Here is a 12,416-nt window from a genome sequence, read left to right as displayed (position 1 = left end):
GAGAGGTTGGAGCATGCCGGACGACGTCGCAGCAGCCCGGGCCGCCGCCGAGGAGGAGTCGGCCTTCTCGCACCCGCCCGTCGACCCCGACGCCACCGCCGCCTACGGCGACCACCCCGACCAGGTGATCGACTTCTACGCCCCGCGCGTCCAGGTGGGCCCGACCGGCCTGGCCCCCCTGGTCGCCGTCCTGCACGGCGGTGCCTGGCGGGCGCCGTACGACCGGCGGCACGTCAGCCCGTTCGCGGACTTCCTGGCCCGGCGCGGCTTCGCCGTGGCCAGCGTGGAGTACCGGCGGGGGAGCGCCACGGAGGGCGACGAGGTCGCGGGCCGCTGGCCGGAGACGTTCGACGACGTCGCCGCCGCGCTCGACGCGCTGCCGGGCCTGGTCCGCGCGGCGCTGCCGCAGGCCGACGCGCGCCGCACGGTCGTCACCGGTCACTCCGCCGGCGGTCACCTCGCCCTGTGGGCGGCCGCCCGGCACGTCCTGCCCACGGATGCGCCCTGGCGCATCCACGGCCCGGCACCGTTGCGCGGCGTGGTCGCCCTCGCCCCGATCGCGGACTTCGCGGTCGCGGAGAAGCTGGACGTGTGCGGGGGCGCTGCGCGCCAATTGCTGGGTGGGGAGCGGGTGTTCGCCGAGCGTCGGCTGTACGCCGACCCGGCCCTGTTGCTGCCCACCGGGATCGCGACGACGCTCGTCCAGGGGCGCGCCGACCTTGATGTGCCGCAGGCGGTCGCCGAGTCGTACGCGGACGCGGCGGCGAAGGCGGGGGAGATGGTGGGCCTGACGCTGCTGGAGGATGTGGGTCACTTCCCCCTGATCGACCCGGCGGCGGACGCGTGCGCGGTGGCCGCGGAGGAGATCGCCCAGCTGGCGTGGTGAGGCGGGGCAGGAACTCTGATGAACTGGCGATAGTCCACCTACTCCGGCGGCGGCGAGGGTGACACCTGCGTCGAGATCGCCGACCTCCCCACCCGCATAGCCGTCCGCGACTCCAAGGTCCCGGCGCGGGCCACCCTCTCCTTCCCCGCGTCGGAGTTCACCGCCTTCGTCGAGCACGTCAAGGCGGAGCCCCGTCGTACCCGTAGTACCTGAGAGCTACGCCGGAGATGAGCTCCCCGGTGTGACGCGGATGAGGTGTCGCGCTCCGTAACTTCCTTGTCAGGCGGCCCCGATGGACGGGTCGCGTGGCGGGGAGGGTGAGCATGGACACGGGGGATTACGGCGCGCGGCAGAGCCCGCCGCGGCGGGGTCGGGGACTGCTCCGCGCTCTGCTGGCCGCACTGATCACTACGGCGGTCGTCGTCCCGCTCTCCGCCGCGGCCCGGCCGCAAGTCCCCGCCCCGGCCCCGGCGCGGCTCGCGGCCGTCACCCCGGCCACGCTGCCGCAGGCGTACGCCGCGAACCGGGCCAACGCCCTGGAGGCGGCGCGCATGGCCGCGGCGTACGGCGACACCCGCCGGGCGGAGACGGAGCGCGCCCTCGCGGATCGCCGGTTGCTCGCCTTCGACGGCCGCGGAGCGGGCCATGTCGTTGAGGTGCTCGGCGATCTGGCCCGCGCCGACCGGATAGCCGTGCTCGTGCCCGGTTCGGACACGTCGCTCGACACCTACGCCCGGTTCCGCGCGACGGCGACCGCGCTCGCGGCCGGTGTCGGCAGAGCGGCGCCGCCGGGAACGGTCACCGCCGTGGTCGCCTGGCTCGGTTACGACACCCCCGGCACGGTCAGTACGACGGTGCTGACTCCCGACCGTGCCGACCAAGCCGCCCCGAAGCTGAAGGAGTTCATACGGCAGCTGCATGCCATAGCGGGCCGCACGGCCCATGTCGCCCTCCTGTGTCACTCCTACGGCTCGGTGGTGTGCGGTCGTGCGGCGGACGTGCCGGCCGTGGACGACATCGCCCTGCTGGGCAGCCCCGGCACGGGCGCCGACGACGTCACCGCGCTGCACACGACCGCCCGGGTGTGGGCGGCGCGCGGCGGCGACGACTGGGTGGCCGATGTGCCGCATGTCCGGGCCGGCCTGTTCGGGACGACGGTCGGCTTCGGTACGGACCCGGTGGACCCGGCGTTCGGCGCCCGGGTCTTCGCGGCCGGCGACGGCGGGCACAGCGACTACTTCCGGCCGGGCTCGGTGTCCCTGGCGAACCTCGCCCGGATCGTGCTCGGCGAGCAGGCGGAGGTGTCCCGTGCCTGAGCGTGCGACGCGGACGGAACTCGGGCGGTTCGCCGCGCGGATCGATGCCGCCACCCCGGCCGACCGGGACCGGGCGGTGGACGCCCTGCGGGCGGTCGCCATCCTCGGTGTGGTGCTCGGGCACTGGCTGGTGACCGCGCTGGTCGCCGACGGCGGCACCCTGCACACCGCGAGCCCGCTGGGGCCGATGCCGTGGCTGGCGCCGGTCTCCTGGGTCTTCCAGACCCTGGCCGTGTTCTTCCTGGTCGGCGGGCACTCCGCCACCCGGGGTCTGGCGGCGGCCCGGCAGCGGGGTGTGCCGTACCGGCGGTGGCTGGCGGCCCGGCTGGGCCGGCTGTTCCGGCCGGTGGCGGCCCTGCTGACGCTGTGGGCGGTGGCGGCGGCGCTGCTGGTCCTCACCGGCGCGGAACCGGCGACCGTGCACACGCTCGTCAAGCTGGCGCTGTCCCCCTTGTGGTTCCTTCTGGTCCTCGCCGGGCTGACGGCGGCGACCCCGCTGCTGACCCGGCTCAACCCGCTGTGGCCGCTCGCCGTCGTCCTCCATGTGGACCTGGTGCGCTTCGGACTGGGCGGCCCGTCCTGGCTCGGCTGGGTGAACGTGGCGGCGGGCTGGCTGGTGCCGTACACGCTGGGCGCCGCGTGGACGAGGGGTGAGCTGGAGCGGCGGCGGGCCGGGTGGCTGCTGCTGGGCGGGGGTGCGGTGGTGACCGTCGCGCTGGTGGCGTGGGCGGGATATCCGGCGTCGATGGTCGGGGTGCCGGGTGCCGCCGTGTCCAACCTCGATCCGCCGACCCTGGCCGCCGTCACCTTCGGGATGGCCCAGTGCGGTCTGGCGCTGCTGGTGCGCGACCGGTTGCGCCGGGCCCTGCGCCGGCCGGTGGCCTGGACCGCCGTGGTGCTGGTCAACCTGTCCGCGATGACGGTCTTCCTGTGGCATCAGACGGCCCTGATGGCGACGACGGCCGGCGCGCTCCTCGCCGGGCGGTTGCCCGGCCTGCACACGGCGCCCGACGATCTCGGCTGGGTGGCGGCCCGGCTGCTGTGGCTGCCGGTGTTCGCGGCGGTGCTGGGGGTGTGCTGGGTTGCCTTCCGCCGGCACGAGTGGCGCGGTCCGGGCCGGTCCCGTGTGGTGCGGGCGCACTGCCCGGCGGATCGCCGGAGCTCGGGGGAGGCGCGCCATGTCTAGGCTGGGCGGCGTGACGGAATCGGGGGTGAAGTCGGGGGTGGGCCGCGTGGTGTTGCGCTGGCTGCGGGTGCTGCGCGAGGACTTGTGCACCTACCGCGCGGATCCCCTGCCGGTCTTCGTGTGGCTGCGCTGGTTCCCGCACGGTGTGCTGTGCCTGGTCGCGTTCGGGGTGACCTTCGGCGCGGCGGCCCAGCTGGTGGACGGCGGCGGGGTGGGCGGGCAGGTCGCCTTCCTGATCGGGCTCGCGCAGGGCGGTGCGGTGGTGTTCGCGCTGTGGCGGCCGGTCCCGGCGTGGTGGCTGTCCATGGCGGGCACGCTGGCGGGCGCCGTGGAGGTGCGGCGCCAACTGCTGGCCGGCGGCGCTCACGACTTCGTCTGGCCCTGGTCGTCGGCCGGGATCATCGGCCACATGGCGGTGCTGCTGCTGCTCGCCCTGCGCGTGCGCACCCGGGTGTCCGTCGAGGCGCTGGCCCTGACCGCGCTTCTCACTTATGCCCTGCAGGGGCTGTTGGGCGCGTCCGACTACACGCCCACCGGGGTGCTCGCGGTCATCCTCTGCGCGGTCGTCGTCGTCCTCGGCATCGCCCTGCGCGGCCGCCGCGAGGCCCGGGCGCAGCTGGAGCAGCAGACCACGCTGACCGCCGAGGAGCGGGCCCGGCGCGCCCTGCTGGAGGAGCGCAACCGGATCGCCCGGGAACTGCACGACGTGGTCGCCCACCACATGTCGGTGATCTCCATCCAGGCCCAGGTCGCGCCGCACCTGGTCAAGGACCCGCCACAGGAGCTGAGGGACAACCTCACCGGAATCCGGGAGAACGCGCTGGAGGCGCTGACCGAGCTGCGCCGGGTGCTGGGCGTGCTGCGCTCGGAGCTTCCCGAGGACCTGGGCGCCCTCGGACAGGGCCGCGACGGTGCCGGGCCGACGCCCGACGCGCCGCAGCCCACCCTGGACCGGCTCGGCAGCCTCATCGACAACATCCGGGCCGCCGGTCTGGAGATCCGTACCGACATCCGGGGCGACGCGGTGCCGTATCCGCCGGGGGTGGAGCTGTCCGCGTTCCGCATAGTGCAGGAGGCGCTCAGCAACGTCCTGAAGCACGCGCCGGGTGCCGCTGTGCGTGTCGAGGTCGTCCACTTCCCCGACGGTCTCTACCTCGGGGTGATCAACTCCCGCCCGACGCGGCCCGCCACGGACTCCTCGGGCAGCGGGCACGGGCTGCTCGGCATGCGGGAGCGCGCCACGATGCTCGGCGGCCATATCATCGCCCACCCGACCCTGCACGGCGGTTTCGCCGTGTCCGCGTTCCTGCCCCGCGACGGCATCCCGTTCGCCGACAAGCCGGTCCCGCCCCCCAGGTTCAACGTGGAACTGACCTTCCCGACAGGAGACGACCTCGTATGACGAGCGGTCCCATCCGCGTACTGATCGCCGACGACCAGCAGATGGTCCGCCAGGGCTTCACGGTGCTGCTCAACACCCAGCCCGGCATCGAGGTGATCGGGCAGGCCGTCGACGGGCGGGACGCGGTCGCGAAGGTGGCGGAACTGGCCCCGGACGTCGTCCTGATGGACATCCGCATGCCCGAGATGGACGGCATCGAGGCCACCCGCCGCATCAAGGCCGCCACCCCCGAGGTCAAGGTGCTGGTGCTGACCACCTTCGACCTCGACGAGTACGTGTACGAGGCGCTGCGCTCCGGGGCGGCCGGGTTCCTGCTGAAGGACGCCTCCGCGGACCAGCTCGCCGAGGCGGTGCGGGTGGTGGCGGCCGGGGACGCGCTGCTCGCGCCGGGCATCACCAAGCGGCTGATCACCGAGTTCACCCGCCTCAACGGCACCCCCAAGGCCCCGCTGAAGGAACGGATCGGCGACCTCACCGAGCGCGAGACCGAGGTGCTCGCCCTGATCGCGCAGGGCCTGTCCAACGCGGAGATCGCCCAACGGCTCGTCGTCGCGGAGCAGACCGTGAAGACCCATGTGGGCCGCATCCTGGTGAAGCTGGGCCTGCGGGACCGTACGCAGGCTGCGGTGTTCGCCTACGAGTCGGGTCTGGTCCGGCCGTCCGGCTACTGACGCGGCCCCGCCCGGCCGGTACCCGATGCCTACGTGGCCCGGCCCGGACGGTAGCCGTCATACCTGCGCGGGCCGGTCGGGACGGTACCCGTAGTACCTGAGACGGACCCGGCAGGACCCCTCTCACTGGTGACGACCGGGACACCCGCCCCGGCCTACGGTGTGGAACGTGACCGAGACGACCCCCACGCACAGCACACCGCCGCGGGACGCGGACGGCGGGTACGCCGCGTACAAGCCGCGCAGCCCGGAGGTCCGGGCGGCCGTGCAGGCGCTGCGCGGCCTGCGGCAGGACCTGCTGCACGACGCCTTCGCCTACCGCCCCCTGCCCCGCCGGGCCGCGGACGGCCGGTTCCTGCGCGGCCTGCCGCCCGGACTGCGGCGGTACGCGCTCTGGACGCCGCACGCGGTCGTGGGCGCACTGGCGCTGCTGGTCTGGATGACCGGCGCCGCACCCGCGCCGGCCTGGCCGCCGTATCTGCTGGTGAGCTTCATTCCGGCGGCCGCCGTGCTGCTGACGCTGCTCAGGCCGGTCGCCGCGTTCTGGCTGTCGCTGGTCTCGGCACCCGTCCTGTGTGTGGTGGACCCGCTGTGGGACCTGTGGCCGTTCCAGCCGGGCAGCTTCCTGGCGCACCTGTGCGTCATGACGATCGTGGCGATCCGCACCCGCCCGCGCACCGCCGCCTGGATGTGGCTGCTGACATTCGTGTACGGCGGGATGGCCGAGCTGCTCGCGCATCCCTTCGAAGGCACGACGACCATGCCGATGCTGTTCCTGTCGGCCGTGCTGCTGCTCGTGGTCACCGTCTGGCACATCCGCCGGGACGCCGAGCAGGAGGTCACCGCCCAGCAGACGGTCACCGCGCACGAGAGATCGCGGCGCACGCTGCTGGAGGAGCGCACCACCATCGCGCGGGAGCTGCACGACGTGGTCGCCCACCACATGTCGGTCGTCGCCATCCAGGCCGAGGCCGCGCCCTACCGGGTGCAGAACCCGCCGGAGGAACTGGAGAAGGCCTTCGTCACCATCCGGGAGAACGCGGTGGCGGCCCTGACCGAACTGCGCCGCGTGCTGGGTGTCGTACGGGCGGAGGACTACGCGGTCCCGGAGGCGCCGCAGCCCACGCTGGCGGACCTGGACGCGCTGCTGGCCAATGTGCGCCAGGCCGGCCTCGACGTGGACAAGGCGGTGACGGGCGCGGTGCGCGAGCTGCCGCAGGGGGTGGAGCTGTCGGCGTACCGGATCGTGCAGGAGGCGTTGAGCAACACGCTGCGGCACGCGCCGGGGGCGAGCGCCCGGGTGGAGATCGGGTACGTCATCGGCGGGCTGGGCCTGCGCATAGTCAACGGCCCGCCGCCCAGCCCCGCGCTGGTCAAGCAGTCGCCCGGCGCCGGGCACGGCATCACCGGGATGCGGGAGCGCGTGACGATGCTGAACGGGGAGATGACGGCGGGCCCCATGGCCGACGGCGGCTATGAGGTGGCGGTGTTCCTGCCGGTCACCGCGGTGGCGGAGGGCACCCCATGACGATCCGGGTACTGATCGCGGACGACCAGATGATGGTCCGGGAGGGCTTCTCGGTGCTGCTGAACGCGATGCCGGACATCGAGGTCGTCGGCGAGGCGGTCAACGGCCGTGAGGCGGTGGACCGGGTCCGTGAACTCGCCCCGGACATCGTGCTGATGGACATCCGGATGCCCGAGCTGAACGGCATCGAGGCGACGCGGGAGATCGTCGCGGCGGACGCGGCGGCGAAGGTGCTGGTGCTGACGACGTTCGATCTGGACGAGTACGTGTACCAGGCGTTGCGCGCGGGCGCCTCCGGCTTCCTGCTGAAGGACGCCTCGGCGCGTCAGCTCGCCGACGGGGTCCGGGTGGTGGCGGCCGGGGAGGCGCTGCTCGCGCCGTCGGTGACGCGGCGTCTGATCACCGAGTTCTCACGGCTCACCGACGCGCCGCGGCTGCCATCTGCGGCGCAGGCGTACGGGGAGCTGACCGAACGGGAGACGGAAGTGCTGGTCCTGATCGCCCAGGGCCTGTCGAACGCGGAGATCGCCGAGCGGCTCGTGGTCGCCGAGTCGACGATCAAGACCCATGTGAGCCGCGTCCTGGTGAAGCTGGGCCTGCGCGACCGCACCCAGGCGGCGGTGTTCGCCTACGAGACCCGCCTGGTGACCCCGAGTTGACGGCACGGGGTGAGGGCCAGGGGCGGCGCCGGTCCAGCGGGCGTCCCTGCCTGCTCCGTCCGGCAGGGACGGGCAGCGGGCGTCCCCGTCGGCTCCGGCCGGTGACCGGATCAGCGGCCGTTCCCCTCGTCCTGGCTCTTCTTGAAGAGCCGGTCGCTGAGCGGTTCCAGCAGCAGGCCCACGGTGGCGACGGCGACGGCCGGCAGCAGGGAGTGGGCGCGAACCCCCGGCGTCCACTCCAGCAGCATCACACCGACGAGGAACGCCGACAGCCAGCCGAAGACGGCGTCGCAGACGCGGGCCACGGACGGTGACGGGTTCAGCGAGGCGCGCACGAGCGCACGCGCCGGCACCGTGACGGCCAGGGCGACGCCCGCGCACGGGCCCATCAGCAGCAGCGCCCACAGGACGGGGAGGACCCCGTCGAACTCCACCGCGTCGGGGAAGACCACGGCCGTGACGAGCAGGACGAGCAGGAACACCAGCCCGACCAGCCCGGCCACGAACAGCACGAGTCCCCCCACGACCAGGCGGGCGAGCCGCTTCTCACCAGGTGTCGACGGTTCGTCATCCATCCGGCTGCCCTCGCCTACGCCTTCTGGGCGATCTCGGCGGTGTCGGCGCCCCCGTCGGTCTTCGTCCGCTGGATGAGATCGCGCACCCCGGCCGCGGTGAACGTCGGCTCGTTCGGGTCGATGACGGTGGTGCGGACCACGCCGGTCGACGATGTCACGTCGGCGTCCCCCTCGTGTGCGTTGTGCAGTCCTGCGGTTGTGCAGGTGGCGCCTGTTGGTCAGACAGACGCGACGCGGTCCCTGCCCCTCTCCTCGGCCGCTGGCCGGGCGACCGGAGCGGGGCAACCGCGACAGAGGTGATCTTGTAGAACAGGACGCCCGAAGACAACGAAGTTGAGCAAGAACTGAGCAACGACCGCACCGGCGGGCCGGCCGTTCCTCGGACGACGGGCCGACCTCTGGCCACACACCGGGCTCCCGCGTTAGCGTCCGTCCATGTCAGCGGTCACCGACCTCGCCTTCGACCCCTGGGACCCGCGCTTCGTCGAGAACCCCTGCCCCGCCTACGCCGAACTGCGTGAGCGTGGCCGAGTGCTGTTCTACGAGCCGACGAACCAGTGGCTGGTCCCGCACCACGCGGACGTCTCCGCGCTGCTGCGCGAGCGCCGTCTCGGGCGGACGTATCTGCACCGCTTCTCGCACGAGGAGTTCGGGCGCACCCCGCCCCCGCCGGAGCACGAGCCGTTCCACACGCTCAACGACCACGGCATGCTCGACCTCGAACCGCCGGACCACACCCGGATCCGGCGCCTGGTGTCCAAGGCGTTCACCCCGCGCACGGTGGAGCGGCTGCGGCCGTATGTGCACGCGCTGGCGGGCGACCTCGTCCAGCGGCTCGTCGACGTGGGTGGCGGGGACCTGCTCACCGATGTCGCCGAGCCGCTGCCGGTCGCGGTGATCGCCGAGATGCTGGGCATCCCGGAGGCCGACCGGCATCGCTTGCGGCCCTGGTCGGCGGACATCTGCGGGATGTACGAGCTGAACCCGCCGCCGGAGACGGCGGACAGGGCCGTGCGGGCGTCGGTGGAGTTCTCCGACTACCTGCGCGCGCTGATCGCCGAGCGCCGCCGGAGGCCCGGCGAGGACCTGATCTCCGGGCTCATCGCCGCGCACGACGAGGACGACCGGCTCACCGAGCAGGAGATGATCTCCACGGCCGTCCTCCTCCTCAACGCCGGTCACGAGGCCACCGTCAACGCCACGGTCAACGGCTGGTACGCCCTCTTCCGGCATCCGGCCCAGCTGGCCGCCCTGCGCGCCGACCACTCCCTGATCCCGACGGCGATCGAGGAGCTGATGCGCTACGACACCCCGCTGCAGCTCTTCGAACGCTGGGTGCTGGACGACATCGAGATCGACGGCACGACGATCCCGAGGGGCGCGGAGATCGCCATGCTCTTCGGCTCCGCCAACCACGACCCGGCCGTCTTCGCCGACCCGGGCCGTCTGGACCTCGCCCGCCGCGACAACCCGCACATCTCGTTCAGCGCGGGCATCCACTACTGCATCGGCGCCCCGCTGGCCCGCATCGAACTGGCCGCCTCGATGAACGCCCTGCTCACCAAGGCCCCCACCCTCGCCCTCGCCGCCGACCCCATGCGCAAGCCGAACTTCGTGATCCGGGGCCTGGAGGGGCTGCGGGTGGAGCTGGGGTGATCACGCGCTCGGTCGATCGCCGCTCGGTCGATCGCGGTCCGGTTGATCGCCGCCTCCGCCGCTCGGTCGGTCGCCGTCCGGTCGATCACCGTCCGGTCGGTCGCCGTCCGGCCGATCACCGCTCGGTCGATCGCCATTCGGTCGGTCGCCATTCGGCTGGTCGCCGGGTGAGGTCCGGCGGTCACGCTCGCGCCCGCGTCACCCCGTGCTCGGCATCGTCAGGGCCCAGGCTCCCTCCGCCACCGTCCACGTCCGCCGTCGTACCGGGCCCGAGACCGTCGCGTCCGCCCGGTAGCGGAAGTCCGTGCCCGTGACCGTCACCCGGCGGCCCGTCGCCCGCAGGGGCGCGGCCGCCGCGCCCACCGACACCGGCCGCACCTCGACCTCCGCGAGCCCCGCGGCCGCGCGTATGACCGACACGCCCGACACCGGATGCTCCGTACCGACCAGCAGCTCCCCGTCGACCTCCACCCGCAGCCGGGCCGGGCCGTCGGCCCCCGGCGCCACACGGGCCGGGCGGGCGGGCACCAGCGCGTGCACGAGGGACCGGCAGGTGCGCAGCCACGGCCGGGCGGCCTCCGCCGGGGCGTCCTCGGTCACCGGCGGGATCCGCAGCTCGCCCAGGACCACCCCGTCGCTGTCGTCGACCATCAGGTCCAGGCGCCGCTCGGCCCCGTCGAGGACGGCCCGCGCCGCCGCCACCGCACCCGCCGGCACGCCGAGCGCCCGCATCACGGACAGCCGGCCCCCGACCGGCACCACCGACAGCGCGCAGCCGGCCAGCTCCCGCCGCCGGTGCAGCAGCGTCACCGCCTGCACCAGGGCGCGGTCGTCACCGACCACGACCGGCCTGCGGGACCCCCGGCGCAGCAGCATCCGGGCGAATTCCTCCGGACCCTCCGGCAGGCACACCTTTGTCGCCGCACCCGCGCTGAGCACGTCTTTTGCGATCCGGACGGACTCTGGGTCCGTCCGCCGGGCGACCGGATCGATGATCACCAACAGCTGGTCGGACATCGCGAAGGTCGCCACCTCGGTCCTGCCTCGCTTCCTCGGGTAGCATCTTTGTGCAAGAGCCCCTTGCGCTATTGCGCCAGGGGCTTCGTCTATTCCGGGGCATCCGGTCCGACGGTAGCGGCCAACGACGGCCGTGGTGCACGCGGCGGAACCCTTCCGCGTACGCCCCTGACCTTGGACATGCCCCGCCCGGAAGGGGTGTACGCGCGTGCCCGCACTTGTGCTGCTCGGTGCTCAGTGGGGTGACGAGGGCAAGGGAAAGGCCACCGACCTGCTCGGTGGATCGGTCGATTATGTAGTGCGCTACCAGGGCGGCAACAACGCCGGCCACACCGTCGTCGTAGGCGACCAGAAGTACGCACTGCATCTCCTCCCTTCCGGAATCCTCTCTCCCGGTTGTACGCCTGTCATCGGTAACGGTGTCGTCGTCGACCCGTCGGTCCTGCTCTCCGAGCTGAGCGGTCTGAACGAGCGCGGCGTGGACACGTCGAAGCTGCTGATCAGCGGCAACGCGCACGTCATCACGCCGTACAACGTCACCGTCGACAAGGTGACCGAGCGCTTCCTCGGCAAGCGCAAGATCGGCACGACCGGGCGCGGCATCGGGCCGACCTACGCGGACAAGATCAACCGCGTCGGCATCCGGGTGCAGGACCTCTACGACGAGTCGATCCTGCAGCAGAAGGTCGAGGCGGCCCTCGACGTCAAGAACCAGATCCTCACCAAGCTGTACAACCGGCGCGCCATCACCGCCGACCAGGTGGTCGAGGAGCTGCTGGGCTACGCCGAGCAGATCAAGCCGTACGTCGCCGACACCGTGCTGATCCTGAACCAGGCCCTGGAGGACGACAAGGTCGTGCTCTTCGAGGGCGGCCAGGGCACGCTGCTGGACATCGACCACGGCACGTACCCCTTCGTCACGTCCAGCAACCCGACCGCCGGTGGCGCCTGCACCGGTGCGGGTGTCGGCCCGACGAAGATCAGCCGGGTCATCGGCATCCTCAAGGCGTACACGACCCGCGTCGGCGCCGGTCCGTTCCCGACCGAGCTGTTCGACGAGGACGGCGACGCGCTGCGCCGGATCGGCGGCGAGCGGGGTGTCACCACCGGCCGCGACCGCCGCTGCGGTTGGTTCGACGCGGTGATCGCCCGGTACGCGACGCGGGTGAACGGCCTGACCGACTTCTTCCTCACCAAGCTCGACGTGCTCACCGGCTGGGAGCAGATCCCGGTGTGCGTGGCGTACGAGATCGACGGCAAGCGCGTCGAGGAGCTGCCGTACTCGCAGACCGACTTCCACCACGCGAAGCCCGTCTACGAGATGCTGCCGGGCTGGAGCGAGGACATCAGCAAGGCGAAGTCGTTCTCCGACCTGCCGAAGAACGCGCAGGCGTACGTGAAGGCGCTGGAGGAGATGTCCGGCGCGCCGATCTCCGCGATCGGTGTGGGCCCGGGCCGGGACGAGACGATCGAGATCAACTCGTTCCTGTAGGTCCTCACGCTGCACACACGGGCGCCCC

The 12,416-nt window shown here is 72.7% G+C and carries 12 protein-coding genes and 1 pseudogene; 10 read left to right on the top strand and 3 right to left on the bottom strand.

All coding sequences use genetic code 11. From position 1 onward, the window contains the following. Nucleotides 1-13 precede the first annotated feature (13 nt). From AC0B9F_RS31975 to AC0B9F_RS31940, 8 genes and pseudogenes are all read left to right on the top strand, one after another. On the top strand, nucleotides 14-886 hold the full coding sequence (locus AC0B9F_RS31975) for an alpha/beta hydrolase (protein ID WP_472008420.1): 873 nt from the start codon (nucleotides 14-16) through the stop codon (nucleotides 884-886). 18 nt (nucleotides 887-904) lie between these two features. Next, nucleotides 905-1,099, top strand: a pseudogene (locus tag AC0B9F_RS31970) (DUF397 domain-containing protein). A 110-nt stretch (nucleotides 1,100-1,209) separates the two neighbouring features. Beyond that, nucleotides 1,210-2,202 (top strand): alpha/beta hydrolase, encoded by a 993-nt coding sequence (locus AC0B9F_RS31965; protein ID WP_472008419.1) that lies wholly within the window; start codon nucleotides 1,210-1,212, stop codon nucleotides 2,200-2,202. Continuing rightward, nucleotides 2,195-3,388, top strand: coding sequence for an acyltransferase family protein (locus AC0B9F_RS31960; protein WP_472008417.1), 1,194 nt, complete (start codon nucleotides 2,195-2,197; stop codon nucleotides 3,386-3,388). The genes AC0B9F_RS31965 and AC0B9F_RS31960 overlap by 8 nt, the downstream gene beginning before the upstream one ends. Next, nucleotides 3,381-4,790 carry a sensor histidine kinase gene (locus tag AC0B9F_RS31955; protein WP_472008415.1) on the top strand — a complete coding sequence of 470 codons (1,410 nt, stop codon included), beginning with the start codon at nucleotides 3,381-3,383 and terminating at the stop codon, nucleotides 4,788-4,790. Before AC0B9F_RS31960 ends, AC0B9F_RS31955 begins: the two co-directional genes overlap by 8 nt. Continuing rightward, nucleotides 4,787-5,461, top strand: coding sequence for a response regulator (locus AC0B9F_RS31950; protein WP_472008413.1), 675 nt, complete (start codon nucleotides 4,787-4,789; stop codon nucleotides 5,459-5,461). Before AC0B9F_RS31955 ends, AC0B9F_RS31950 begins: the two co-directional genes overlap by 4 nt. A 169-nt stretch (nucleotides 5,462-5,630) precedes the next feature. After that, nucleotides 5,631-6,989: a sensor histidine kinase gene (locus AC0B9F_RS31945; RefSeq protein WP_472008412.1), complete on the top strand. Its 1,359-nt coding sequence runs from the start codon at nucleotides 5,631-5,633 to the stop codon at nucleotides 6,987-6,989. Then, nucleotides 6,986-7,648: a response regulator gene (locus AC0B9F_RS31940; RefSeq protein ID WP_472008410.1), complete on the top strand. Its 663-nt coding sequence runs from the start codon at nucleotides 6,986-6,988 to the stop codon at nucleotides 7,646-7,648. Before AC0B9F_RS31945 ends, AC0B9F_RS31940 begins: the two co-directional genes overlap by 4 nt. A 110-nt stretch (nucleotides 7,649-7,758) precedes the next feature. Here AC0B9F_RS31940 and AC0B9F_RS31935 read toward each other — a convergent pair whose 3' ends face one another. Together AC0B9F_RS31935 and AC0B9F_RS31930 are read right to left on the bottom strand one after the other, a co-directional pair. Continuing rightward, nucleotides 7,759-8,223: a hypothetical protein gene (locus AC0B9F_RS31935; protein ID WP_472008408.1), complete on the bottom strand. Its 465-nt coding sequence runs from the start codon at nucleotides 8,221-8,223 to the stop codon at nucleotides 7,759-7,761. A 14-nt stretch (nucleotides 8,224-8,237) separates the two neighbouring features. Further along, the gene (locus AC0B9F_RS31930) at nucleotides 8,238-8,381 is read right to left on the bottom strand and encodes a hypothetical protein (protein WP_472008407.1); all 144 of its coding nucleotides are present in this window, start codon (nucleotides 8,379-8,381) and stop codon (nucleotides 8,238-8,240) included. A 277-nt stretch (nucleotides 8,382-8,658) separates the two neighbouring features. Here AC0B9F_RS31930 and AC0B9F_RS31925 point away from each other — a divergent pair, with 277 nt between their 5' ends. After that, on the top strand, nucleotides 8,659-9,879 hold the full coding sequence (locus AC0B9F_RS31925) for a cytochrome P450 (protein ID WP_472008405.1): 1,221 nt from the start codon (nucleotides 8,659-8,661) through the stop codon (nucleotides 9,877-9,879). Nucleotides 9,880-10,077: 198 nt separating this feature from the next. Here AC0B9F_RS31925 and AC0B9F_RS31920 read toward each other — a convergent pair whose 3' ends face one another. Beyond that, on the bottom strand, nucleotides 10,078-10,896 hold the full coding sequence (locus AC0B9F_RS31920; protein ID WP_472008404.1) for a diacylglycerol kinase: 819 nt from the start codon (nucleotides 10,894-10,896) through the stop codon (nucleotides 10,078-10,080). Between the two features lie 208 nt (nucleotides 10,897-11,104). Here AC0B9F_RS31920 and AC0B9F_RS31915 point away from each other — a divergent pair, with 208 nt between their 5' ends. Beyond that, nucleotides 11,105-12,388, top strand: coding sequence for an adenylosuccinate synthase (locus AC0B9F_RS31915; protein ID WP_472008402.1), 1,284 nt, complete (start codon nucleotides 11,105-11,107; stop codon nucleotides 12,386-12,388). Nucleotides 12,389-12,416: the final 28 nt, after the last annotated feature.

The sequence above is a fragment of the Streptomyces sp. NPDC097129 genome (assembly GCF_055668065.1).
This window is presented reverse-complemented; position numbering and strand designations above follow the sequence as displayed.